24 protein-coding genes and 4 tRNA genes are annotated in these 23,899 nt (G+C 67.7%); 12 read left to right on the forward strand and 16 right to left on the reverse strand.

The window, feature by feature from the left end; translation table 11 throughout:
* Positions 1–531: 531 nt before the first annotated feature.
* From AC1VXD_RS15550 to AC1VXD_RS15595, 10 genes are all read right to left on the reverse strand, one after another.
* A tRNA-Arg gene (locus tag AC1VXD_RS15550) sits at positions 532–608 on the reverse strand.
* Between the two features lie 32 nt (positions 609–640).
* Positions 641–717, reverse strand: a tRNA-Arg gene (locus AC1VXD_RS15555).
* 71 nt (positions 718–788) lie between these two features.
* A tRNA-Arg gene (locus tag AC1VXD_RS15560) sits at positions 789–865 on the reverse strand.
* On the reverse strand, positions 856–1,782 hold the full coding sequence (locus tag AC1VXD_RS15565) for an alpha/beta hydrolase family protein (RefSeq protein ID WP_482992805.1): 927 nt from the start codon (positions 1,780–1,782) through the stop codon (positions 856–858). The genes AC1VXD_RS15560 and AC1VXD_RS15565 overlap by 10 nt, the downstream gene beginning before the upstream one ends.
* A complete protein-coding gene (thiD, locus tag AC1VXD_RS15570; RefSeq protein ID WP_482992806.1) occupies positions 1,779–2,588 on the reverse strand; it encodes a bifunctional hydroxymethylpyrimidine kinase/phosphomethylpyrimidine kinase in 810 nt (269 codons plus the stop codon). The genes AC1VXD_RS15565 and thiD overlap by 4 nt, the downstream gene beginning before the upstream one ends.
* 63 nt (positions 2,589–2,651) lie before the next feature.
* Positions 2,652–3,320: a YoaK family protein gene (locus AC1VXD_RS15575; RefSeq protein WP_482992807.1), complete on the reverse strand. Its 669-nt coding sequence runs from the start codon at positions 3,318–3,320 to the stop codon at positions 2,652–2,654.
* Positions 3,321–3,329: 9 nt separating this feature from the next.
* Entirely contained in the window at positions 3,330–3,839 is a 510-nt protein-coding gene (locus AC1VXD_RS15580) for a hypothetical protein (RefSeq protein ID WP_482992808.1), read from the reverse strand.
* Entirely contained in the window at positions 3,836–5,236 is a 1,401-nt protein-coding gene (locus AC1VXD_RS15585) for a PhoH family protein (RefSeq protein WP_164074997.1), read from the reverse strand. The genes AC1VXD_RS15580 and AC1VXD_RS15585 overlap by 4 nt, the downstream gene beginning before the upstream one ends.
* An 84-nt stretch (positions 5,237–5,320) precedes the next feature.
* Positions 5,321–5,800 carry a peroxiredoxin gene (locus tag AC1VXD_RS15590; protein ID WP_482992809.1) on the reverse strand — a complete coding sequence of 160 codons (480 nt, stop codon included), beginning with the start codon at positions 5,798–5,800 and terminating at the stop codon, positions 5,321–5,323.
* 91 nt (positions 5,801–5,891) lie between these two features.
* Positions 5,892–6,452, reverse strand: a complete 561-nt coding sequence (locus AC1VXD_RS15595; RefSeq protein WP_025879444.1) for a glycine cleavage system transcriptional repressor — start codon at positions 6,450–6,452, stop codon at positions 5,892–5,894.
* Positions 6,453–6,615: 163 nt separating this feature from the next.
* On the opposite strand from AC1VXD_RS15595, the gene dapA reads away from it, so the two are divergent.
* Complete coding sequence (gene dapA, locus AC1VXD_RS15600) at positions 6,616–7,509, forward strand: 4-hydroxy-tetrahydrodipicolinate synthase (protein ID WP_482992810.1); 894 nt, start codon at positions 6,616–6,618, stop codon at positions 7,507–7,509.
* Positions 7,510–7,541: 32 nt separating this feature from the next.
* Entirely contained in the window at positions 7,542–8,060 is a 519-nt protein-coding gene (locus AC1VXD_RS15605; RefSeq protein ID WP_482992811.1) for a hypothetical protein, read from the forward strand.
* A gap of 111 nt (positions 8,061–8,171) precedes the next feature.
* On the opposite strand, the gene fdxA is transcribed toward AC1VXD_RS15605, so the two are convergent.
* Positions 8,172–8,495 carry a ferredoxin FdxA gene (fdxA, locus tag AC1VXD_RS15610; protein WP_108764771.1) on the reverse strand — a complete coding sequence of 108 codons (324 nt, stop codon included), beginning with the start codon at positions 8,493–8,495 and terminating at the stop codon, positions 8,172–8,174.
* A gap of 189 nt (positions 8,496–8,684) precedes the next feature.
* Here fdxA and AC1VXD_RS15615 point away from each other — a divergent pair, with 189 nt between their 5' ends.
* Positions 8,685–10,109 carry a sugar porter family MFS transporter gene (locus AC1VXD_RS15615; protein WP_482992812.1) on the forward strand — a complete coding sequence of 475 codons (1,425 nt, stop codon included), beginning with the start codon at positions 8,685–8,687 and terminating at the stop codon, positions 10,107–10,109.
* Positions 10,110–10,415: 306 nt separating this feature from the next.
* On the opposite strand, the gene AC1VXD_RS15620 is transcribed toward AC1VXD_RS15615, so the two are convergent.
* Positions 10,416–10,490 (reverse strand) — tRNA-Glu (locus AC1VXD_RS15620).
* 52 nt (positions 10,491–10,542) lie between these two features.
* Here AC1VXD_RS15620 and pcnB point away from each other — a divergent pair.
* The 6 genes from pcnB to pgi all read left to right on the forward strand — a co-directional run bounded on the left by pcnB (position 10,543) and on the right by pgi (position 16,145).
* Positions 10,543–11,922, forward strand: coding sequence for a polynucleotide adenylyltransferase PcnB (gene pcnB / locus AC1VXD_RS15625; protein WP_482992813.1), 1,380 nt, complete (start codon positions 10,543–10,545; stop codon positions 11,920–11,922).
* Between the two features lie 3 nt (positions 11,923–11,925).
* Positions 11,926–12,411 (forward strand): 2-amino-4-hydroxy-6-hydroxymethyldihydropteridine diphosphokinase, encoded by a 486-nt coding sequence (gene folK, locus AC1VXD_RS15630; RefSeq protein WP_482992814.1) that lies wholly within the window; start codon positions 11,926–11,928, stop codon positions 12,409–12,411.
* 34 nt (positions 12,412–12,445) lie between these two features.
* Positions 12,446–13,261 carry a 3-methyl-2-oxobutanoate hydroxymethyltransferase gene (gene panB / locus AC1VXD_RS15635; RefSeq protein ID WP_313148128.1) on the forward strand — a complete coding sequence of 272 codons (816 nt, stop codon included), beginning with the start codon at positions 12,446–12,448 and terminating at the stop codon, positions 13,259–13,261.
* Entirely contained in the window at positions 13,258–14,097 is an 840-nt protein-coding gene (gene panC, locus AC1VXD_RS15640) for a pantoate--beta-alanine ligase (protein ID WP_482992815.1), read from the forward strand. Before panB ends, panC begins: the two co-directional genes overlap by 4 nt.
* A 156-nt stretch (positions 14,098–14,253) precedes the next feature.
* Positions 14,254–14,634 (forward strand): aspartate 1-decarboxylase, encoded by a 381-nt coding sequence (gene panD / locus AC1VXD_RS15645; protein WP_006432456.1) that lies wholly within the window; start codon positions 14,254–14,256, stop codon positions 14,632–14,634.
* Positions 14,631–16,145: a glucose-6-phosphate isomerase gene (pgi, locus tag AC1VXD_RS15650; protein WP_482992816.1), complete on the forward strand. Its 1,515-nt coding sequence runs from the start codon at positions 14,631–14,633 to the stop codon at positions 16,143–16,145. Before panD ends, pgi begins: the two co-directional genes overlap by 4 nt.
* 38 nt (positions 16,146–16,183) lie before the next feature.
* Here the strand turns inward: pgi and AC1VXD_RS15655 are convergent, their stop codons facing one another.
* Positions 16,184–16,747: a response regulator transcription factor gene (locus tag AC1VXD_RS15655; RefSeq protein WP_005409063.1), complete on the reverse strand. Its 564-nt coding sequence runs from the start codon at positions 16,745–16,747 to the stop codon at positions 16,184–16,186.
* Positions 16,744–17,970: an ATP-binding protein gene (locus AC1VXD_RS15660; protein ID WP_482992817.1), complete on the reverse strand. Its 1,227-nt coding sequence runs from the start codon at positions 17,968–17,970 to the stop codon at positions 16,744–16,746. The genes AC1VXD_RS15655 and AC1VXD_RS15660 overlap by 4 nt, the downstream gene beginning before the upstream one ends.
* 114 nt (positions 17,971–18,084) lie before the next feature.
* On the opposite strand from AC1VXD_RS15660, the gene ispG reads away from it, so the two are divergent.
* The 3 genes from ispG (at position 18,085) to AC1VXD_RS15675 (ending at position 20,928) form a co-directional block, all read left to right on the forward strand.
* Positions 18,085–19,350 (forward strand): flavodoxin-dependent (E)-4-hydroxy-3-methylbut-2-enyl-diphosphate synthase, encoded by a 1,266-nt coding sequence (gene ispG, locus AC1VXD_RS15665; protein ID WP_256644548.1) that lies wholly within the window; start codon positions 18,085–18,087, stop codon positions 19,348–19,350.
* On the forward strand, positions 19,331–20,080 hold the full coding sequence (locus AC1VXD_RS15670; protein ID WP_482992818.1) for a phosphatase PAP2 family protein: 750 nt from the start codon (positions 19,331–19,333) through the stop codon (positions 20,078–20,080). The genes ispG and AC1VXD_RS15670 overlap by 20 nt, the downstream gene beginning before the upstream one ends.
* 200 nt (positions 20,081–20,280) lie before the next feature.
* Positions 20,281–20,928, forward strand: coding sequence for a response regulator (locus tag AC1VXD_RS15675; protein WP_116865046.1), 648 nt, complete (start codon positions 20,281–20,283; stop codon positions 20,926–20,928).
* Between the two features lie 167 nt (positions 20,929–21,095).
* On the opposite strand, the gene eda is transcribed toward AC1VXD_RS15675, so the two are convergent.
* Positions 21,096–21,755: a bifunctional 4-hydroxy-2-oxoglutarate aldolase/2-dehydro-3-deoxy-phosphogluconate aldolase gene (gene eda / locus AC1VXD_RS15680; protein ID WP_108768516.1), complete on the reverse strand. Its 660-nt coding sequence runs from the start codon at positions 21,753–21,755 to the stop codon at positions 21,096–21,098.
* A gap of 211 nt (positions 21,756–21,966) precedes the next feature.
* Complete coding sequence (gene edd, locus AC1VXD_RS15685) at positions 21,967–23,883, reverse strand: phosphogluconate dehydratase (RefSeq protein ID WP_482992819.1); 1,917 nt, start codon at positions 23,881–23,883, stop codon at positions 21,967–21,969.
* Positions 23,884–23,899 lie beyond the last annotated feature (16 nt).

The following is a 23,899-nucleotide window of genomic DNA, read 5'->3' on the forward strand; positions in this document are numbered from 1 at the left end:
CCCCCCCCCCCCCCCCCCCCCCCCCCCCCCCCCCCCCCCCCCCCCCCCCCCCCCCCCCCCCCCCCCCCCCCCCCCCCCCCCCCCCCCCCCCGCTGCAAGTACGTCCCTATAAGCTCGGTCGCCGCATCCATGCGGCTCACGCCCCCTCAACCGGACCCACCCCGCCTTCGACAGTTTCCCGCGATCTGTCGGAACAGCACGGGGTCGGATCCCGTTGCTACGCAACGGGCTCCGACCCCAATGTGGAATTCGAGATCTGACAGATGTGCCGACCAACGGTCGACACCTACCAACAGCCGCGCGCCCCAGTAGATCCACGCCATGCGTGGATGATTCATTCGAGATCTGACAGATGTGCCGACCAACGGTCGGCAGCCACCACCAGCAGGTTCCAACAGCCGCGTGAACCCGCCATCCCACGGAATGCCGCTTCGGCTTTTGACGTTGAAGTTGCTTCTGCAGGTGCAGGCCTGCAAGCCCTGCCGAAAACACAAAAAAAACAGCAGGCCGGAGCCTGCTGTTTCGGTGTAATGGTGCGCCCGGAGAGATTCGAACTCCCGACCGCCTGGTTCGTAGCCAGGTACTCTATCCAACTGAGCTACGGGCGCCAATTACATAAACCTGTTGTATTGATCGTGTGTGGTGCGCCCGGAGAGATTCGAACTCCCGACCGCCTGGTTCGTAGCCAGGTACTCTATCCAACTGAGCTACGGGCGCGCGGTACACAATCAATTTTGTTACTACATTTTACTGCATCTTCCAGCGGCGGATTCTGGAAGCCTGTCGAGTGGTGCGCCCGGAGAGATTCGAACTCCCGACCGCCTGGTTCGTAGCCAGGTACTCTATCCAACTGAGCTACGGGCGCCCTGCGACAGGAGCGGAATTATGCGGATGTCGGCGGCTGTCGTCAACGCTTTTGTGAAAATTTTCATTCAACTGAATGAAAAAGCTTTCAGCCACGGCATCCGGGGCCTTCATCCAGGCGAAGTGATCGGCGCGCGTGCCCAGTTCCTGCGCGGGCAGCACGCGGACGCGTGAGGCCACATTCGGCAGCTTGGCCAGCAGCGCCTGCATCGATCCGAGTGGCGCGAACCAGTCATCGGCCATCAGCACCGCCTGCGCGCTGCCATGGATGCGTGCCAGCTGCGCATCGAGGTTCTCGTCCATGCCCACGGCGGCGTAGTGGTTGTTCAGGCCCACCCGCGCCCAGTCGGCGATCAGCCCGCGTGCTTCGGTGCCGCCAAAGCCGAGGCGACGACCGTGCAGCACACCCTGGCGCCGCGCGATCCACGGCAGGAACCGGTAGAACAGCGGCAGCAGCCAACCGCGCGGGGGCGGGAAGACGCGCCAGAACGGCGTGCCGCTGGCCGCCAGCCACAGGCGCTGGAAACGATCCGGATTGCGGCCGGCATGCAGGCAGGCGAGCTGCCCGCCCAGACTGTGCCCGCCGATGATCCAGGGCAGGGCGCTGCCTGCGTCGTCTTCGTGGCCCAGCACAGCCTGGCTGGCCGGCAGATCCTGTTCGAGGATCTCGCGGTAGCCCCAGTCAGCCGTGCGTGAGGGGCGCAGTGAACTGCTGCCGTTGCCACGCCACTCATGCAGGTAGACGGCGATGCCACGCGCTGCCAGCGCCTGCGCAAGCGGCAGGTAGTGGCGCGCGGCCACGCCCAGTGCCGGCAGCCACAGCAGGCGTGCCAGCGGCTGTGCAGGCACGCAGGCGATGATCTCGTAGCGGTGGCCATCGCCGCTGTCCACGGCGATCGTGCGCGGCGTCGCGCTCATGCGTGCGGTGCCGCGCCGAAATGATCCAGCACCAGCACTTCGCTGCGGCCGGGCGCGTAGCCCTGCTGCAGGCCGCGTGCCACGTAATCGATGCCGGCTTCGCAGGCATTGGCCAGGCTGAGCCCGTTGCACAGCTGGGCGGCAATCGCCGAGGCCAGCGTGCAGCCGGTGCCGTGCGCGTCCAGCGGCAGCCGTGCGTGGATGAACTCCTCGCTGCTGACGCCGTCGAAATAGCGGTCGATCACCCGGTTTCCTTCGTGCAGGTGGCCCCCCTTCAGCAGGACGGCGCCGGCACCCATGTCCAGCAGGGTGGCGGCAGCCTGCTCGGCCTGGTCGGCGTTGCCGATGCTGCGGCCGACCAGCAGCTCGGCCTCGGGGGTGTTGGGGGTGATCAGCGTGGCCAGCGGAATCAGCCGTTCTCGCATCGCCTGCAGCGCGCTGTCTTCCAGCAGGCGCGCGCCACTGGTGGCGACCATCACCGGATCGAGGACCACGTGCGCGGGGCGGCGCAGTTCGAGCACGTCAGCAACGGTGTGGATGACCTCTGCATTCGCCAGCATGCCGAGCTTCACCGCGTGGATGTCGAAATCATCGAAGCAGGCGTCCAGCTGCGCGCGCAGGAAGGCGACCGGCGGCACGTGCACGGCGGTGACGCCGCGGGTGTTCTGTGCGGTCAGTGCGGCAATGGCGGACAGGCCATGCACACGGTGTGCGGCGAAGGCCTTCAGGTCGGCCTGGATGCCGGCGCCACCGCCGGAATCGGAGCCGGCGATGGTGAGGGCGGAAGCGGGGGTGGTCGGGCTCATGCCTCGATTGTGCCGTGGTCCCGCAGGGGAAGGTAGATCCACGCCATGCGTGGATGCCCTCGTTCAATGCCGCCAGCGCGCCCATTGCTGGTACATCACATACACGATGCCGGCCAGGCCGGTGAGCAGGGCAGGGGCGAGCAGGGCGTCGTAGCGGAAGTGCATGAACAACCACGCGCCGATGATGCCGCCGCCGAGAAAGCCACTGATGATCAGCCCGCTCAGGGTCAGCCGACGCACCTGCAGGGGCAGGCCGCGCAGCAGGTGGCCCAGGCCGATGCCGAGATCGGTGAACATGCCGCTCAGGTGGGTGGTACGCACCACCGCGCCGCTGAAGGTGGTAGCCATCGCGTTCTGCAGGCCGCAGGCCATGGCCGCGGCCAGCGCACCCCAGATCTGCTGCTGTTCGAACAATGGAATGGCCACCAGCAGCAGCGCCGATTCGATCGCCAGGGCCACGCCGTAGCGCCGGCCCAGCTGCAGGGTGTCGGCCTGGATCAGCAGGCCACTGAGCATCGCGCCCAGCGAGAAGGCGATCAGCAGTCCCCACAGATGGCCGACCGCGCGCCAGTCTCCCTGGGCAATCGCCATGCCCAGCTGGCTGGTACTGCCGGTCATGTGGCTCACCGCCTGGTGCTCGAAGCCCAGGAAGCCGACCACGTTGACCATGCCGGCCACGCTGGACAACGCGACCGCGCCGATCCAGACCCAGGTGGGCAGGCGGATTCCCATGCCGCCGCCTCAGGGCGACGGCACTTTGCCGCCGTTGAACTGCAGGTCGCTGAAGCTGCCGGTGGCGGGATCGTACACCGCGCCCCAGAACTGCCGGCCGCCATCGCAGACGCGGATCGCTTCGCGCGCGGGATTGGTGCTGGCATCTTCCGGCAGGTGGAAGGCGTTGATGTAGATCAGCTGCCGGCCGCCACTTTCGATGCCCACGTACTGGCGATCGAAGTCCAGTACGTGCGGCACCTGTGCTTCCAGTGAGGACAGCTTCGCTTCCATCTGGTCCACCTGCTGCCGGCTCGGCGCCCAGTAGCCGCTCACCCGCCCGGCCTCGCGGCCGGGGCTGGTGCGCGAGCAGGTGTCCAGCACCTGCGCGGCGATGACGGGGCGGGTGACCACCCACGATTGGCCGGTGCGCTCGGCGGTCGGCACGCTGGCCGGGCCACGCGTGGTGGTGCACGCACCCAGGGCGGCTGCGAGGGTGATCGCAGCCGAGGGCAGCAGCAGGCGGGTGCAACGGTTCACAACACCTCCGAAGCGTAATCGGCCAGGCGCGAACGTTCGCCCCGGCGCAGGGTGATGTGCGCACTATGCGGCCAGTTCTTGAAGCGATCCACCGCGTAGGTCAGGCCCGAGGTGGTCTCGGTCAGGTACGGGGTGTCGATCTGCTCGACGTTGCCCAGGCAGACGATCTTGGTGCCGGGGCCGGCACGGGTGATCAGCGTCTTCATCTGCTTCGGGGTGAGGTTCTGCGCTTCATCGAGGATCAGGTAGCGCGACAGGAAGGTGCGACCGCGCATGAAATTCATCGAGCGGATCTTGATGCGGCTGGCCAGCAGGTCGTTGGTGGCCTGGCGGCCCCAGGTGCCGCCTTCCTGGTTGTGGGTGAGCACTTCCAGGTTGTCGGTCAGCGCGCCCATCCACGGCGTCATCTTTTCTTCTTCGGTACCGGGCAGGAAGCCGATGTCCTCGCCCACGCTGACCGTGGCGCGGGTCATGATGATCTCGCGGTAACGCTGCTGGTCCATCGTCTGCGCCAGGCCGGCGGCCAGCGCCAGCAGGGTCTTGCCGGTGCCGGCGGTGCCGAGCAGGGTGACGAAGTCGATCTCCGGGTCCATCAGTGCGTTGAGCGCGAAGTTCTGCTCGCGGTTGCGCGCGCTGATGCCCCACACGGCATGGCTGCCGTGGCGGAAATCATCGACCAGCGACAGCACCACCTTGCCATCGCCGACCACGCGGCTGACGCGCAGCTCGACCTCGTCTTCGCCGGGCAGGTAGACGTACTGGTTGGGGTACCACTCCTCGCCGTCCTGCGCGAGGATTTCGTAATGCGTGCGGCCCTTGTCGCTCCAGCTGCGCAGGTCCTCGCCGTGGCGCTTCCAGAAGTCTTCCGGCAGCTCGGTGGCACCGGTGTAGAGCAGGCTGAAATCATCCAGCGCGCGGTCGTTCTCGTAGTCCTCGGACACGATGCCGGCGATGGCCGCCTTGATCCGCAGGTTGATGTCCTTGGAAACGAACACCACCGGCAGGTCGGGCGTTTCTTCCTTCAGCGCCAGGATCGCGCCAAGGATGGCGTTGTCCGGGATGACCTTGCCGAAACTCTTGCCCGCGTCGAAATGGCTGGTCTGGAAGCGCAGCTTGCCGGCGCTCTGCTTGCCGCGCAGCTGCAGGCCGTTGGGGCGCTCCAGCGCAATGCCGTCGGCCAGGTTGTCCAGGCCCGATTCCTGCACCAGCTCATTGAGGAAGCGGCTCACCTGGCGGGCGTTGCGGCTCGCTTCGGAGGTGCCCTTCTTGCCGTTGTCCAGCTCCTCGATCACCTGCATCGGCAGGTAGACGTCATGTTCCTCGAACTTGAACAGCGCGGTGGGATCGTGCATCAGCACGTTGGTATCCAGCACGTAGATGCGCTTGCCTCGGGTCATCGTCATTTCCTGGTTACGGACAGGGAAAAACCACCACGGCCTGCTGCAGGGCAGGGTGGTGGAGGACACAGTGGGCGTTGGAACTCACTTGGATTGGGCGGCCTTCAGTTCGGCGAGCACCGCGTCGGCATGGCCGGCGACCTTGACCTTGCGCCAGGACTGCACGAGTTGGCTGTCGGGAGAAATCAGGAAGGTGCTGCGTTCGATGCCACGTACCTGCTTGCCGTACATGTTCTTCATCCTGATGACGTCGAAGGCGGTGCACAGTGCCTCGTCGGCATCACTGACCAGCGGGAAGCTGAATCCCTGCTTGGCGCAGAAGTTGTCGTGGGATCTGACCGAGTCGCGGGAGACGCCGAGCACGACCGCACCGGCCTTCTTGAATTCCGGCAGCAGCGCGTTGAAGTCGATGCCTTCGGTGGTGCAGCCGGGCGTGCTGTCCTTGGGGTAGAAGTACAGCACCAGCCACTGGCCGGCGTAATCGCCGAGGGTGGACTGATCGCCGCCGGACAGGGCCAGCGGCAGGGAAAGGGTGGTGCTGTCCAGGGTATCGCCGTTGTTCATGAGGTCCTTCTGTCGAGCCTGGGGTGTTTCTACGACAATTGCATGAAACGCCACGCGCCCGTGAGAGGCGCGCGAAAATCCGCACGTCCGATCAGAATTTCATCGGGTCCATTATCGCGTCCAGGTTCAGGTGGTCGCAGAACTCGAGGAAATCGTCGCGCAGTGCGGCGATGTGCATGTTGGCCGGCACGCCGATGGTGACCTGCGCGCTGAACATTTCAGCACCGGTCTGCATGGCGCGGTAACGCGTGCTCTGCAGGGTCTCGATGGTGATGCCCTGTCGGTCGAAGAAGTCGGCCAGCTGGAACAGAATGCCCGGCTTGTCGGCGGCGATTACTTCGACGATGTACGGCAGCAGGTTGGACTGCGCCTGCTTGGCCTCGGTGCGGTACCAGACCAGCTTCAGGCCTTCCTCGCGCTCGAGCCGGGTCAGCATCGCTTCCAGCTTGGCGACCGAATCCCAGGAGCCGGTGGCCAGGGCGGTGACCGAGACATCGCGGCCGACCGTGGCCAGGCGCGCGTCCACCAGATTGCAGCCGCTGTCGGCGATGCGGCGGGTGACGGACAGCAGGGGGGACTCCGGATGCGTCGTGTAGGCGTTGATCAGGAGGTGGTTTTCGCTCGGCGCGGGGCGCGGGGTGGTGTCGGTCAAGGCGATTCCGGGTAATGCAAGGCGTGAGTCTGAATGCCCGCCGGGGGCGGGAATCCACCGGTGTCCAGCATACTTGCCCGTGCTTTCGCGCCGCAAGTAACATTCAGGTGCTCCCGGCCTGTCGTGGCGGGCGTCTCCCTCCCCAGCCAAGAGCAGTACGTCCTTGTCCCTTTCCGGCCTCATCACCGCGCTGGCGACCCCGTTCCGGGCCGACGGCTCCCTCGACCCCGACGGTTGGCAGCGCCTGCTGCACCTGCAGCTGGAGGGCGGCGTCCAAGGCGTCGTCGTCGCCGGCTCGACCGGCGAAGCCGCCACCCTGTCCGATGCCGAATACGACCAGCTGCTGGCCAGTGCGGTCGAAACCATCGCCGGCCGTGTCCCGGTCCTGGCCGGCACCGGCCTGTCGGGCACCGCCAAAACCATCGAACAGACCCGCCGCGCCGCCGCCCTCGGCGCCACCCACGCCCTGGTGGTGACCCCGCCGTACGTGCGGCCCACCCAGGCCGGCCTGATCGCGCATTACCGCGCCGTGGCCGACCAGGGCGGCCTGCCGGTGGTGCTGTACAACGTGCCCGGCCGCACCGGCTGCGACATGCTGCCGGAGACCGTGGCCGAGCTCGCCAGCCACCCGAACATCGTCGCCATCAAGGAAGCGGTGGGCGACATGGGCCGCGTGCAGGCCCTGCTGGCCCTGGCCGGTCCGGAGTTCGCCTTGCTCAGTGGCGATGACGGCACCGCCGCCCGCTCGATCCAGGCCGGCATGGCCGGCCTGATCTCGGTCGGTTCCAACGCGCTGCCCGGTGCCTACCGCCGCATGTGCGCGCTGGCCGCCGCCCACGAACATGACGCTACCGAAGCCTGGGATGCGCGCCTGCAGCCATTCCATGATTTCTGCGGCGTCGAGCCGAACCCGATCCCGGTCAAGGCGCTGCTGCGCCGCATCGGCATCGGCCATGACCTGCGCCTGCCGCTGCTGCCGCTTTCGGCCGCACACCACCCCGCGGCCGACCATCTCGCCGGCGACATCGCCGCCCTTGAAGCCCTTTCCAGCCACTGACCCTTTGTCGTGGCCTGATCCAGGAGATCCACATGCGTCAATCCGTTTCCACTGTCCGCGTGCTGTCCTACGCCCTGCTTGCCGTCGCCGTCGCTGCCGGTACCACCGGCTGCTTCAAGCGCGGCGCCAAGGGTGATTATGCCCTGGCTCCCGAAATGCGTCCGCTGGAAGTGCCGCCGGATCTGAACGTCCCGGCAGGCGCCGGTGGCAACCAGGTGCCGGCGCTGAGCTCGGCCACCAAGCCGGCGGCTCCGGCGGCCGCTGCCGCCCCGGCTGCTGGCAACAGCGGTTTCACCATCCCGGGCAGCAAGGAAGAGGCCTTCGGCAAGGTTGGCGCCGCGCTGGAAGGCGTCGAGGGCGTGACCATCGCCAGCCGCGCGCAGCTGCTGGGCTCCTACGATGTGGCCTATGAAGGCAGCAACTTCCTGGTCCGCGTGGTTGCCGTCGATGCCGGTGCCTACATCTCCGCGGTCGACCCGCGCGGCATGCCGGCCACCGCCGAAGCCCCGGTGAAGCTGATCGGCGCGCTGAAGGCGAAGCTGGCGCAGTAAGCGCCGGTGAAGGTTCCGCCGGGCATGGCCCGGCGCTACCCTTTGCCTTGCCACCACCCACAGAAAAGGGCGCCGCAAGGCGCCCTTTTTCGTTGCCGCAACAGGCGCTTCTCAGCGCTCCAGCAGCGGCAGCTTGTCCGGCTTGCCGTCCCACTCGCCGGCATCGGCGGGCGGATCCTTGCGCACGGTCAGCACCGGCCACGCCTTGGCGAGCTCGGCATTGAGGCCCACGAACACTTCCTGGCCGGCCGGGACATCGTCCTCCGGGAAGATCGCGTTGACCGGGCACTCCGGCTCACAGAGGGTGCAGTCGATGCACTCGTCCGGATCGATCACCAGGAAGTTCGGGCCTTCGTGGAAGCAGTCCACGGGGCACACTTCCACGCAATCGGTGTGTTTGCACTTGATGCAGTTTTCGGTGACGACAAAGGGCATGGGCGGGGCTGGAATCGCTTACTGAACGCGCCAATTCTAGAACAGGTTGGGCCCCGATGTCGGCCCGGGGGCTGGGAGGGGCCGCCAAGGCTCGGAGGGGCGGCCCATTGGCGTGGTCGCGGGGCTGTGCGACGCTGCGCCGTCAGCCCGGCCTTGCGCGGCCGCTTTCCCATTCCAGCAGGATCTTCCATGAGCCCAGCCCAGACCGGCGTCGCCGCCCACGGTGGTGAAAACACCGCCTTCATCGTCCTGATCAGTTGCGTGGCCACCCTCGGTGGCTTCCTGTTCGGCTTCGACAGTGGCGTGATCAACGGCACGGTCGACGGCCTGCGCCAGGCGTTCAATTCCAGCGAGGCGGCCCTGGGCTTCGAGGTGGCATCGATGCTGCTGGGCTGCGCGATCGGTGCATTCGTGGCCGGGCGCCTGGGTGACCTGCTGGGCCGGCGCAGCGTGCTGGTCATCTCGGCCGTGCTGTTCCTGCTGTCGGCGCTGGGTGCCGGCGCGGCGCATGCCTCCTGGATGTTCGTGGCCGCGCGCATGGTCGGCGGCTTCGCGGTGGGGGCGGCCAGCGTGATGTCGCCGGCCTACATCGCCGAAGTGGCCTCGGCGCGCTATCGCGGCAAGCTGGCCACGGTGCAGCAGATGGCGATCATCAGCGGCCTGTTCGCGGCGTTCCTCAGCAACTTCCTGCTGGCCCGTGCCGCCGGTGCCTCCACCGAGGTGCTGTGGCTGGGGCAGGAGGCATGGCGCTGGATGTTCTGGATGCAGGCGATTCCGTCGCTGCTGTTCCTGCTGCTGCTGCTGGCGATCCCGGAAAGTCCGCGCTTCCTGGTCGCCAAGGGGCGCCAGGCGCAGGCCGAGGCGGTGCTGGTGAAGCTGTACGGCGCGGCCGAGGCCCGCACCAAGCGCAGCGAGATCGAGGGCAGCCTGGCCCAGGACCAGCACCGGCCGAGCTTTGCCGATCTGAAGGACAAGACCACGGGGCGCCTGCGCAGTATCGTCTGGGTGGGTATCGGCCTGGCGGTGCTGCAGCAACTGGTGGGCATCAACGTGGTGTTCTACTACGGAGCGGTGCTGTGGCAGGCGGTGGGCTTCTCGGAAAACGATGCGCTGCTGATCAATGTGCTGTCCGGCGCGCTGAGCATCGGCGCCTGCCTGGTGACGGTACTGCTGATCGACCGCATCGGCCGCAAGCCGCTGCTGTGGGTCGGTTCGGTGGGCATGGCCGTTGCGCTGGCGCTGATGGTGGTGGCCTTTGCCAGCGGCAGCCTGGTCGATGGCAGGCTGCAGTTGTCCGACGGCATGGGCCGCTTGGCGCTGGTGGCGGCCAACGTCTACGTGGTCTTCTTCAACATGTCGTGGGGCCCGGTGATGTGGGTGATGCTGGGCGAGATGTTCCCGAACCAGATCCGCGGCTCGGCGCTGGCGGTGGCCGGTGCGGCGCAGTGGACGTCGAACTTCGCCATCACCGTCACCTTCCCGATGCTGCTGGCCGGCATCGGCCTGGCCGGCGCGTACGGGATCTATACCGTCGCCGCCTTCCTCTCCATCTTCTTCGTGATCCGCTACGTGCGCGAAACCAAGGGCAAGGAACTGGAGCAGATGGAAGGCTGACGGCCTGCCCCCTCCTGACAGTTTCATGGTGCGTGCGGAAGCCGCGGGCTGCTTGCCGATGGCTGCGGCAGTGCGCGATCAACTGTCCGGAGACGGTGGGGTCACCCAGGCCAGGACCGCAGGCGGCATGGATGGCGCCTACGAGCCCCCATGGATGGGTCAACCGCGTGTCCCGGCCTGGGTGACCCCACCGGCTCATGCCGATAACAGGGAGGCGCCACAGCGACCAAGCACCCGCAGTAGTGAACCCCGGAAAACGGAAAAGCCCGCACGATGGCGGGCTTTTTCGGTTCCTGCTGCGGCGACTGGTGCTCCCTAGGGGACTCGAACCCCTGTTTTAGCCTTGAGAGGGCCACGTCCTAACCACTAGACGAAGGGAGCATAAAATTGTCGCTGCCGAGGCAGGAGCGCTAGTATATGCACCTCGATGCCATTGGGCAATCCCGAAACTTCAACCGGAAGCGCCAACATCAATTCCTCTGCTCCATCACCGTTCAGCCTGCGCGTCATCCCGCGCGACCAGCACACGATCTCCCGCAAGGACATCAGCCCGAACGCTCTGCGCGTGTTGTACCGCCTGCGCGATTCCGGCTTCGGCGCCTACCTTGTCGGCGGCGCCGTGCGCGATCTGCTGGTCAACGGCCGCCCCAAGGATTTCGACGTGGCCACCGACGCCACGCCCGAACAGGTCAAGCAGCTGTTCCGCAACTGCCGCCTGATCGGCCGCCGGTTCCGCCTGGCCCACGTGGTCTTCGGCCGCGAGATCATCGAAGTCGCCACCTTCCGCGCCAACAGCGATGACGGCAGCGGCGACCGCGAAATGGAAAACGGCATGCTCGTGCGCGACAACGTGTACGGCACCATCGAAGACGACGCCGTCCGCCGCGACTTCACCTGCAACGCCCTGTACTACGCCATCGAGGATTTCTCGGTGCGCGATTACACCGGCGGCTTCGAGGACGTGCAGGCGCGCCTGATGAAGCTCATCGGCGATCCGGTGCAGCGCTACCAGGAAGACCCGGTGCGCATGCTGCGTGCGGTGCGCCTGGCCGCCAAGCTCGGCTTCCAGATCGAAGAAGGCACCGCCGCACCGATCCCGCACCTGGCCAACCTGCTCAACGAGGCCGCCCCGGCGCGCCTGTTCGAGGAAGTGCTGAAGCTGTTCCTGTCCGGGCACGGCGTCGCCAGCTTCGAAGGCCTGGAACGTTACGGCCTGTTCGACGTGCTGTTCCCCGAAAGCGCCAAGGCCCTCAAGTCCAACCGCACCGGTGCGCTGCGCCGCATGCTGGTGGAAGGCCTGGCCAATACCGATGTACGCGTGGCCAACGACGAGCCGGTCTCGCCGGCATTCCTGTTTGCGCTGCTGCTGTGGCCGGCGTACTGCCGCGCCCAGGCCAGCCTGCTCAAGCAGGGCGTGGCGCCGGAGGAGGCGCAGCGTCGCGCCGCCGACCGGGTCACCGTGCAGCAGCTGAGCACCATCGCCCTGCCGCGCCGCTTCTCGCTGCCGATGCAGGAAATCTGGCTGCTGCAGTCGCGCTTCAGCTCGCGCCAGCGCAAGCGCGTGTTCCGCACGCTCACCCATCCACGCTTCCGTGCTGCGTTCGACTTCCTGGCCCTGCGCCAGGTCGCCTCGGCCGAGCACGAAGCCGACGTGGCGTTCTGGCGCGAAGCGCAGGCGCAGTCCGGGCATGAGCTGGAATCCTCGCTGGATGCCATGCACACCGACGGTGGCGACGAAGAGGGTGGGGCACCGCGCAAGCGTCGCCGCCGTCGTCGTCGCACCGGTGCTGCCGCCGGCGGCGGCGCCGAGTAAGCCATGACCCTTGCCTGGATCGGCCTGGGGGCCAACCTGGGTGACGCGGTCACTACCGTCCGCGCGGCCATCGCCGCGCTGGATGGCCTGCCCGGCACGCAGCTGCGGCAGGCCTCGCGCCTGTACGCCACGCCGGCCTGGGGCAATGAAGACCAGCCGCCGTTCGTCAACGCGGTCGCGGGGGTCGAGACCACCCTGGCCGCTGGCGATCTGCTGCATGCGATGCTCGCGCTGGAACAGCAGTTCGGCCGCGTGCGCGACCCCGCCGTGCACTGGGGCCCGCGCGCGCTCGACCTGGACCTGCTGCTGTACGGCGAGCAGGTGCTGGATGAGCCCGGCCTGCAGGTACCGCATCCCTACCTGCACGAACGCGCCTTCGTGCTGGTGCCGTTGGCCGAGATCGCAGCAGATCTGGCCATTCCCGGGCATGGACGCGTGCAGGATGCAGTGGTGCGGGTCGATGCCTGCGGGATCGCGCCGATAGAGTGATAATGACCGGGTTATCTCCCCCGGTTATCCGCACATGAGCACCCACGCAGACAGCAAGCCCTGGACCGTTCCCGCACTGGCCGAAGCCAAGCGCAATGGCCAGAAGCTGGTCATGTTGACCGCTTACGACGCCAGCTTTGCCCGTACGTTCGACGCCAACGGCGTGGACCTGATCCTGATCGGCGATTCGCTGGGCATGGTCGTGCAGGGCCATGATTCGACCCTGCCGGTGACCGTCGCCGACATGGTCTATCACACCCGTGCGGTGTCCCGCGTGCTTCAGCGTGCGCTGCTGGTGGCCGACCTGCCGTTCGGCGCCGATGCCACCCCCGAGCGCGCGCTGGAAGCTTCGCTGCAGCTGCTGCAGGCGGGTGCCGAGATGGTCAAGATCGAAGGTGCCGGCTTCAAGGTCGATATCGTGCGCTACCTGGTCGAGCGCGAGATTCCGGTCTGTTCACACCTGGGCCTGACCCCGCAGTCGGTGCTGCGCCTGGGCGGCTTCAAGATCCAGGGCCGTGGCGATGCCGCGCGCCAGCTGGTGGAAGATGCCAAGGCCGTGGCCGCCGCCGGTGCCGCGCTGATCGTGCTCGAATGCATGCCGACCCCGGTGGCCGCCGAAGTGACCGCCGCCGTTGGCGTACCGACCATCGGCATCGGTGCCGGCCCGCAGTGCGATGGCCAGGTGCTGGTGATGCACGATTTCATCGGCCTGGACAGCGGCCACCGCCGTCCGAAGTTCGTCAAGGACTTCCTGGCCGAAGGCGGTTCGGTGGCCGGTGCCACCCGCGCCTATGCAGACGCCGTGCGCGACGGCAGCTTCCCCGACGAACAGCACGCCTACGCCCAATGATCCAGACCTTCAACGACCTCGGCGCGCTGCGCGGGCAGATCGCACAGTGGAAGCAGCAGGGCCTGCGCGTGGCGCTGGTGCCGACCATGGGCAACCTGCACGGTGGCCACCATTCGCTGGTGACGCTGGCGCGGCAGTACGCCGACAAGGTCGTGGCCAGCATCTTCGTCAACCCGACCCAGTTCGGGCCGAATGAAGACTTCAGCCGCTACCCGCGCACGCCCGAGGCCGACGTGGACGGGCTGGAGCAGGTCGGCTGCGATGCGGTGTGGCTGCCCAGCGTCGAGGCGATGTACCCGCTGGGCGTGGACAAGACCACGCAGATGCACGCTCCGGGCGTGAGCGAAGTGCTGGAGGGCGCCAGCCGCCCCGGCCACTTCGATGGCGTCTGCACGGTGGTCGCGCGCCTGTTCCTGCAGGTGCAGCCGGACGTGGCCGTGTTCGGCCGCAAGGACTACCAGCAGCTGGCCGTGATCAAGCAGATGGTGGCCGAGCTGTCGTTCCCGGTCCAGATCGTCGGTGCCGAAATCGTGCGTGACGACGATGGCCTGGCCAAGAGCTCGCGCAACCAGTACCTGGACGCCAGTCAGCGCCCGCTGGCCACCACCATCCACCGCACCCTGCTGGGCATGCGCGAGGGCTATGTCGCCGGGCAGACGCGTGTGCAGATCGAGGCCGATGCCACGGCGGCGCTGCAGGCCGCCGGCTTCCAGGTGGACTATGCGGTGCTGCGCACCCCCGAGCTTGCCGAGCCGACCTTCGACGGCGGCGGCCGGGTGGCGCTGATCGCTGCCCGTCTGGGCAGCACCCGCTTGATCGACAACCTGGAATTCTGAGTTCCGCACATTGGGTAGCGCCGGACCATGCCCGGCGGACCGCGGCCGCTGCGCTCGCCGGGCACGGCCCGGCGCTACCTGAACGGGTTGCCGGTCGTGATGCCCCGCGCTGCGCGGGTGCTAGAATCCACGCTTTCCTTTGCGTTGTGCCGTGCCATGCATCTGTCCCTGCTGAAGACCAAGATCCACCGCGCCACTGTTACCCATTCCGAGCTGAACTACGAAGGCTCGATCGCCATCGACGACAACCTGCTGGCTGCCACGGGCATCCGCGAGTTCGAGCAGGTGCACATCTGGGACGTGACCAACGGTGCGCGCTTCTCGACCTACGCCATCCGTGCCGAAGCCGGCAGCGGCGTGGTGTCGCTCAACGGTGGCGCTGCACGCCACGTGCAGGTCGGTGACATCATCATCATCGCTGCGTTTGCCAGCATGACCGAGCAGGAAGCCGACAGCTTCAAGCCGAAGCTGGTGTACGTGGACGGCAACAACCAGATCACCCACACCAACGACACGATCCCGACCCAGGCCGCATGACAACGAACAACGGATTCGACTCGCTGCATTCCCACGCCCAGCGCCTGAAGGGCGCAAGCATCCCCAGCCTCCTCGCCGCCGAACCCGGCCGCGTGCAGGACCTGGCGCTGCGGGTCGGTCCGTTGTACGTCAACTTCGCCCGGCAGAAATACGATGCCGCGGCGCTGCAGGCGTTGCTGGCACTCGCCGCTGATCGTGATGTCGGCGGTGCCATCACCCGTCTGTTCCGCGGCGAGCAGGTCAACCTGACCGAAGGCCGCGCCGCGCTGCATACCGCGCTGCGTGGCGATGGGGTTGATGCGCCGGTGGCGGCCGAGGCCTATGCCACCGCGCGCGACATCCGCCAGCGCATGGGCGTGCTGGTACGCGCTCTGGAGGACAGCGGCGTGACCGATGTGGTCAGCGTGGGCATCGGCGGTTCCGACCTGGGCCCGCGCCTGGTCGCCGATGCGCTGCGCCCGGTCACCGGTGCGCGCCTGCGTGTGCATTTCGTGTCGAACGTGGACGGCGCCGCCATGCAGCGGACGCTGGCCACGCTGGATCCGGCCAAGACCGCCGGCATCCTCATTTCCAAGACCTTCGGGACCCAGGAAACCCTGCTCAACGGGCAGATCCTGCACGACTGGCTGGGTGGCAGCGAGCGCCTGTACGCGGTCAGCGCCAACCCCGAGCGTGCGGCCAAGGCCTTCGCCATCGCCGCCGATCGCGTGCTGCCGATGTGGGATTGGGTAGGTGGCCGTTACTCGCTGTGGTCGGCGGTCGGTTTCCCGATCGCGCTGGCCATCGGTTTCGAGCGTTTCGAACAGCTGCTGGACGGTGCCGCGCAGATGGATGCGCATGCGCTGGACGCGCCGCTGGAGCGCAACCTGCCGGTGCTGCACGGCCTCACCGACATCTGGAACCGCAACGTGCTGGGCCACGCCACGCACGCGGTGATGACCTATGACCAGCGCCTGGCGCTGCTGCCGGCCTACCTGCAGCAGCTGGTGATGGAGAGCCTGGGCAAGCGCGTGCAGCGCGACGGCCAGCCGGTCACCACCGACACCGTGCCGGTGTGGTGGGGCGGGGCGGGCACCGATGTGCAGCACAGCTTCTTCCAGGCGCTGCACCAGGGCACCAGCATCATCCCGGCCGACTTCATCGGCTGCGTGCACAACGATGATCCGTACACGGTCAACCACCAGGCGCTTCTGGCCAACCTGCTGGCGCAGACCGAGGCACTGGCCAACGGCCAGGGCAGCGATGATCCGCACCGTGATTATCCGGGCGGCCGCCCGAGCACGCTGATCTTGCTTGACGCGCTGACCCCGCAGGCGCTGGGCGCGCTGATCGCCATGTACGAACACGCCGTGTACGTGCAGTCGGTCATCTGGAACATCAACGCCTTCGACCAGTTCGGTGTCGAGCTGGGCAAGCAGCTGGCCAGCGGCCTGCTGCCGGCGCTGCAGGGCGAGGACGTGGCGATTGCCGATCCGATGACCCGCGAGATCCTGGGGCAGCTGAAGCGCTGAGGTAAGGCCGCCGGGCCATGCCCGGCGGATTCGCCGCGTCAGCGGCTCGGGTCGCGTTCCGGGCTCGGCCGCTTGGCCAGCTTGCGCTGCAGCGAGCGCCGGTGCATGCCGAGCAGGCGTGCGGCGGCCGACACGTTGCCGCCGGTCTCATGCATCGCCTGCTGGATGTGTTCCCACTGCAGGCGACTGATCGGCGTCATCGCATCGGGCACTTCCATTTCGCCGTCGTCGGCCGGGCCGTCGTCTTCCTCGCCCAGCGCGCGCAGGATCATCGGCACCGTCGCCGGCTTCGGCAGGTAGTCATCCGCACCGAGCTTGATCGCTTCCACCGCGGTGGCGATGCTGGCGTAGCCGGTCACCAGCAGGATCCGCATGTCCGCGCGCAGGGCACGCAGCGGCTGGATCAGCGCCAGCCCGGAATCGCTGCCCAGCTTCAGGTCGATCAAGGCGAACGCCGGCGGATGCTGGCGGGCCAGGGCCAGCGCGCTGGCGGCATCCTGTGCGGTCTGCGTCTCCAGCCCCTTGCGGGCCAGGCTGCGCTGCAGCGTGCGCAGGTACAGTTCGTCGTCGTCGACCAGCAGGCCGAGGGTTGAGGCACTCATGGGATTTCCTCGTGGGGAGCCAGGGGCAGGCGGAAGCCGACGCGGCTGCCGGCGCCTTGCGCCGGGCGCATCCACATCTCGCCCTGCAGGCGTTCGATGGTGGCGTGGGACAGGGCCAGGCCCACGCCCATGCCTTCACTCTTGCTGCTGCCGAACAGCTTGCCCGGCAGCACCGCGGCGCGCGCGTTGAAGCCATGGCCGTAGTCGCGCACTTCGCCGATCAGATCCTCGCCGTCGATGCGCAGCTCCAGGTCCACGCGCGGTCGCCCGGCCTGTTCGCCGGCATCGGCGGCGTTGTTCAGCAGCACCATCAGCAGGTGCCCAACGCCGGGGTCCAGCGGCAGGCGCAGCGGTGCATCGTCATTGCGGTGCAGATCGATGGTCGGGCGCACCAGGCGCCACTGTTCCAGCACCTGCTGGGCGCTGGAATGGCTGCGGCCGGGGCCATCGGTGGCGGCCGGTGCGGCCAGCGCCAGCACCCGCTCGCGGCATTGCACCAGCAGCTCGCGCAGGGTTTCCATGTCCTCGCGCACTTCCGGTTCCTCGCTGCGCTCGGCCACATCGTCGGCGAGCAGGGTCATGGTTGCCAGCGGGGTGTTCAGCTCGTGTGCCACCGAGGCCGCATGGGTGGCCAGGGCGACGATACCTTCGTTGCGGGCGAAGCGCTCGCGCAGCGCCGACAGTTCCAGTTCGCGCATGCGCAGGGCCATCGCCAGACGGGTCGAAAAGGTCAGCACCACCGCGGCCGACAGCAGGAAGTTGGCCACCACGCCCCAGCGGTTGAGGTCGAGTGCGCGGAAGTAGCCGCTCGGCAGCGGTTGCCCGAACAGGCCGCTCGCGGCGTAGCCGAGCAGGCAGGCGGTGGCCACGGCCAGGGCCCAGCGCAGGGGCAGGGCGAAGGCGGCCAGCGCGATCAGGATCAGGAACAGCGAGCCGAAGGGGTTGGCGATGCCGCCGCTCCAGCCGACCATCCAGGTCAGGATGATCACATCGACCAGGATGTGACCGAACGCGGTCAGCGGCGCGGTGTCGTCCGGCTCCGGGCGCAGCTGCGTATACAGGTTGAACACGGCCAGCACGGCCACGCCCGCCCACAGCGGCAGCTGCGGCAGCGGCAGGCCGAGGACCCAGGTGGCGACCAGGATCGTCGCGGCCTGGCCGGCCACGGCCAGCCAGCGCAGGCTGCACAGGGTACGTAGGAAGGGGGCGTCGGGACCGGTCATGCCCGACCATCGTATGCCTTCACCGGGCAACCTGCCTGCGACAATCGGCCGCAGACGTGCCGACGGCTGAATGGGAATCGCCCGGAATGCAGGGCCGGGCGGTAGAATGCGCCCATGCACGACGCCGTCACCCGCCCGACCCAACCTTCCGATGCCACCGCCTGGTCCCGTCGCCAGACCCATGCCGTCCAGATCGGCGGGGTCACCGTAGGTGGCGGCAAGCCCGTGGTGGTGCAGTCGATGACCAACACCGACACCTCCGACGTGGCCTCCAGCGTGAAGCAGGTGGCCGAGCTGTGGCGGGCCGGTTCGGAAATGGTGCGATTGACCGTCAATACCGCGGAAGCAGCCGCGGCCATCCCGCGCATCGTCGACAAGCTGGCGATGATGGGCATCGACGTGCCGCTGATCGGTGACTTCCACTACAACGGCCACCAGCTGCTGACGGCCGAGCCGGCCTGCGCCGAAGCGCTGGCCAAGTACCGCATCAACCCGGGCAACGTCGGCTTCGGCAAGAAGAAGGACCTGCAGTTCGCCCAGCTGATCGAGTTCGCCATCCGCTACAACAAGCCGGTGCGCATCGGCGCCAACTGGGGTTCGCTGGACCAGGCCCTGGCGGCGAAGCTGATGGACGAGAACAACCATCGGGAACAGCCCTGGGACGCCGGCCGCGTGCTGCGCGAGGCGCTGATCCGTTCGGCGCTGGATTCGGCCGAACAGGCGGTGGAGATCGGCCTGCCGCGCGATCGCATCATTCTTTCGGCCAAGGTCAGCGGCGTGCAGGAACTGATCGCGGTGTACCGCGACCTGGCCCAGCGTTCGGATTTCGCCCTGCACCTGGGCCTGACCGAAGCCGGCATCGGCAGCAAGGGCATCGTCGCTTCGGCGGCGGCGCTGAGCGTGCTGCTGCAGGAAGGCATCGGTGACACCATCCGCATTTCGCTGACGCCCGAGCCGGGCCAGTCGCGTACCCAGGAAGTGATCGTCGCCCAGGAACTGCTGCAGACCACCGGCCAGCGCGCCTTCACCCCGCTGGTCACCGCCTGCCCGGGCTGCGGCCGCACCACCTCCGAGTTCTTCCAGGAACTGGCCAAGGTCGTGCAGAACCACGTGCGCGAGAAGATGCCGGTCTGGAAAGTGCAGCACCCCGGTGCGGAGAACATGACCCTGGCGGTGATGGGCTGCATCGTCAATGGACCGGGTGAGTCGCGCCACGCCAACATCGGCATTTCCCTGCCGGGTACCGGCGAAACGCCGGCCGCACCGGTGTTCGTCGACGGCGAGAAGAAGGTGACCCTGCGTGGCGACAACATCGCCCAGGAATTCGTTGCCCTGATCGACGACTACGTCGAACAGAAGTATGTCCGGATCGCCGGGTAAGCCGGCTATCCTGGCCGCGCCGGAACCGGCGTCCGGCTTCCGACACTGGATGGGGCGCAATACGTGGCGCCTGGTGCTGCTGTTTGCCGGCGTGCTGCTGCCGCTGGCCGGCTTCGTCGCCCTGGCCGATGAAGTGCACGAGTTCGAGTCGTTCCATTTCGACGCCCCGCTGCTGTGGCAGATGCACGGGTTGCATTCGCCGTGGCTGGACCGCTGCTTCGTATTGCTGTCGAAACTGGGCTACGAGTGGTTCCTGATCCCGGCGGACGTGGTGATCGTCGGCGCGCTGCTGTGGCGGCGGCGTTGGCGCGAGGCGACCTTCGTGGCGGTGTGCTTCGTCGGCTCGGCGCTGCTGAACATGGGCAGCAAGCAGTTCTTCCAGCGCGACCGCCCCAGCCTGTGGGAATCCATTGCGCCGGAATCCACGTTCAGCTTCCCCAGCGGTCACGCGATGGGCACCATGACCCTGGCCGCGACCCTGGTGCTGCTGGCCTGGAACACCCGCTGGCGCTGGCCGGTGCTGGTGCTGGCGCCGCTGTTCAGCCTGCTGGTCAGCCTCTCGCGGGTCTACCTCGGGGTGCATTACCCCTCCGATATCCTCGCCGGATGGTGTGCGGCGCTGGTTTGGGTGGTAGGGTGCTATCTGGTCATGTTCAGTCGCCGGCAACCCTGGCGACACCGCGGTTCGCCGCCAGCAGGGGCCAGCGAAGCGATCGCAACAGGGGAGTGACGTGGATGGCCCTTCGGGGACGTCCATGCAGCAGCAGGTTGTTTCGTTGTAACGGGTTCTGCGGGACAGGGGGCAACATCGATGTGCGAAGAATGTGATGCGCAAGGCAGAACGCCGTTTTTGCGCAGTCGTCGTGCTTGCGGTGCCCGGATGCCCTGCCTAGCGTGGCCCGCAATGGCCGCATTCGAAGAGGTACGTGAATGACGATTCGAGTCTACCTGGTGGACGACCACGCGCTGGTCCGCACCGGTATGAAGATGATTTTGTCGAGTGAAACCGACATCGAGGTGGTGGGCGAAGCCGAGACCGGCGAAGACGGCCTGCGCGAGATCCGCCAGCTGCTGCCGGACGTGGTGCTGTGCGACCTGCACCTGCCGGGCGTCAGCGGCATGGAGGTGACCGAGCGCATCGTCCGTGGCCACCGCGCCACGCGGGTGGTGATCGTGTCCGTGCTGGAAGACGGCCCGCTGCCGAAGCGACTGCTGGAAGCGGGCGCCGCCGGCTACATCGGCAAGGGCTGCGATGCGCAGGAACTGCTGCGTGCGGTGCGTGACGTGGCGGCCGGGCGCCGTTACCTGGGCACCAGCATCGCGCAGAACCTGGCGCTGTCCACGGTGGAAGGCAACGCCTCGCCGTTCGATACGCTGTCGCCGCGCGAGCTGGAAGTTGCCCTGCTGTTGACCCAGGGCCTGCGCCAGGAAGACATCGCGCGGCGCCTGAGCCTGAGTGCGAAGACTGTGAACACGCACAAGGCGCGGCTGTTCGAGAAGATGGGGATCAGCGACAACATTGCGTTGGCGCGCATGGCCAGCCAGTACGGCCTGGTGGATCCGGCACGGCCGCTGTAACGGGGTTCGGCCAACGGCGAAGCCCCTCGCGGTGGTGGTGCGGTCGGATTTCTGTGGTTGGCCGGGCGGAATGAAGAAGGAAGAGTAGAGCCGAGCCCATGCTCGGCCGCTTTCCGGTCCGCTGGCGCGGAGCCGAGCGTGGGCTCGGCTCTACACCTGGGTGGGACTCAGTGGCCGCGGACGCGCTTGATGATCTTCGCGGCGTCGGCGGCGCTGGCGCGCACCTTGTCCCACTCGCCGTCGGCGATCCAGTTGCCCGGCACCATCCACGAGCCACCGATGCAGACCACGTTCTTCTGCTCCAGGTACTCGGCGGCGGTGTTTTCGGTGATGCCACCGGTCGGGCACAGCTTCAGGTCGGCGACCGGGCCGGCCAGGCCCTTGATCATTGCCAGGCCACCCACGGCCGTGGCCGGGAACAGCTTGCACACGCGGAAACCGCGCGCGTAGAGCGACAGCAGCTCGGTCGGCGTGGCCGCACCCGGCACCACCGGCAGCGGTGCCGCCGCCAGCGCATCGGCCAGCACCGGCGGCGTACCTGGCGTCACCAGGAAATCCGCGCCCGCATCGATCGACTGCTGCATCTGCTCCACGGTCAGCACCGTGCCCGCACCCACCACCACATCGGGCAGCTCGCGCTTGAGCATCGCCAGCGCTTCCATCGCCACCGGCGTACGCAGCGTCAGCTCGATGGCCGGCAGTCCGCCCTCCAGCAGCGCCGCACTCACCGCACGCGCCTGGTCCAGCGTATGAATCGTCACCACCGGCAGGATGCCCGCCGCACGCAGCAGTTCCGCCGCCTTCACCTGATGTTGTTCGATACCCATAGCTCTGCTTCTGCCTTTGCTTTCGAATTTGATTTCAATGATCACTTCGCGGCATTGACGCGCCGGAGAGTGTCAGGAGGGCGCGGTCAGCCCCAGCCGGGACCGTGAGCGGCATGGATGCCGCGACCGAGCCCCCATGGATGGGTTTACGGCGTGTCCCGGCCAGGGCGCTCTACTGCCCAAGCCGGGAAGCCTGCCGCGGCATTTAGCTTCAGGCGTCTTTTGCCTCATGCGGCGCGGCCGCAGCCGCAGCATCGTGCCCCAGCTCGTACTCCGAATCGTAATCCCACGGCCCACCATCCGCCGCCGCCGGCCCGCACGAAATCGACATCGCACCCTGGTCCGCCGGACCCACCACGCGACGGTTGATCGCGAACAGGTTGCGGCCCAGGTCATGCGCCGCCGGTGCCGTGTTCGGCGCCAGCGAACGCGCCGCCCACTCGGCCGCATCCACCAGCACTTCCAGCGTGCCGGCTTCACCGTCCAGGCGGATGATGTCGCCCTCGCGCACCTTGGCCAGCGGGCCACCGCGCGCCGCTTCCGGCGTCACGTGGATCGCCGCCGGGATCTTGCCCGAGGCACCGGACAGGCGACCGTCGGTGACCAGTGCCACGCGCCGGCCCTGGTTCTGCAGCAGGCCCAGCAGCGGCGCCAGCGAATGCAGCTCCGGCATGCCGTTCGCACGCGGGCCCTGGTAACGCACCACCGCCACGAAATGCTCGGGCAGCAGGCCACCGGCGTGCAGCTTGTTCAGCACCTGCGGCGCGTCGACCACCACGGCCGGAGCCTCGATGGTGCGGTACTGCGGCTTCACTGCGGACAGCTTGATCAGCGACTTGCCCAGGTTGCCGCGCAACAGGCGCAGGCCACCCTGGCTTTCGAACGGGTTGTCGACGCTGCGCACCACGTCCTCATCGGCGCTGCGTTCCAGTCCCGGCAGGTACACCAGCTTGCCGTCGCGCAGCTGCGGCTCGCGGGCGTAGTCGGCCATGCCACCACGGGCCACGCTGACGATGTCGCCGTGCATCAGACCGGCCTTGATCAGCTCGCCGAACACGAACGCCGGGCCACCGGCCGCGGCGAAGCGGTTCACGTCGGCCTCGCCGTTCGGATAGACGCGGGCCAGCAGCGGCACCAGCTGCGACAGCTCGTCGAAGTCGTCCCAGGTCAGCACGATGCCGGCGGCGCGGGCCACGGCGATCCAGTGGATCGTGTGGTTGGTCGAACCGCCGGTGGCCATCAGCGCGATGACCGCGTTGAGGATCGCCCGTTCGTCGATGATGCGGCCCAGCGGACGGAAATCGTCGCCCAGCGCGGTGATGTCCAGCGCACGCTCGGTGGCTTCGCGGGTCAGCGCATCGCGCAGCGGCGTATCCGGGTTGACGAAGGAGGCGCCCGGCAGCTGCACGCCCATCGCTTCCAGCAGCACCTGGTTGGAATTGGCGGTGCCGTAGAAGGTGCAGGTGCCGACGCCGTGGTACGAGGCGGACTCGGCTTCCAGCAGTTCCTCGCGGGTGGCTTCGCCGGCGGCGTAGCGTTCGCGTACTTCAGCCTTCTGCTTGTTCGGGATGCCCGGGGTCATCGGGCCGGCCGGCACGAACACCGCCGGCAGGTGGCCGAAGGCCAAAGCGCCGATCAGCAGGCCCGGCACGATCTTGTCGCACACACCGAGGTGGATGGTGGTGTCGAACATGTCGTGGCTGAGGCCGATGGCCGTGGCCTGCGCGATGACATCGCGCGAGAACAGCGACAGTTCCATGCCGCCGCGACCCTGGGTCACGCCGTCGCACATCGCCGGCACCGCGCCGGCTACCTGTGCGGTGGCGCCGAGGTCGCGCGCGATCTCGCGGATCTGCTCCGGGTAGGTCTCGAACGGCTGGTGCGCCGACAGCATGTCGTTGTAGGCGGTGATGATGCCCAGGTTCGGGGTCACGCCGCCGCGCAGGCGGCTCTTGTCGGTCGTGCCGCAGGCGGCGAAGCCGTGGGCGAGGTTGCCGCAGCTCAGTCGGCTGCGGAACGGGCCATCGCGCAGGGCGGCGTCGATCGCGGCCAGGTAGGCGGCGCGCGAGGCGGCGCTGCGGCGGATGACGCGATCGGTGATGGCTTGCAGTTGCGGATGGAGGCTCATGGGCTACCAGCGTTCA

Source organism: Stenotrophomonas sp. STEN054 (genome assembly GCF_056854535.1).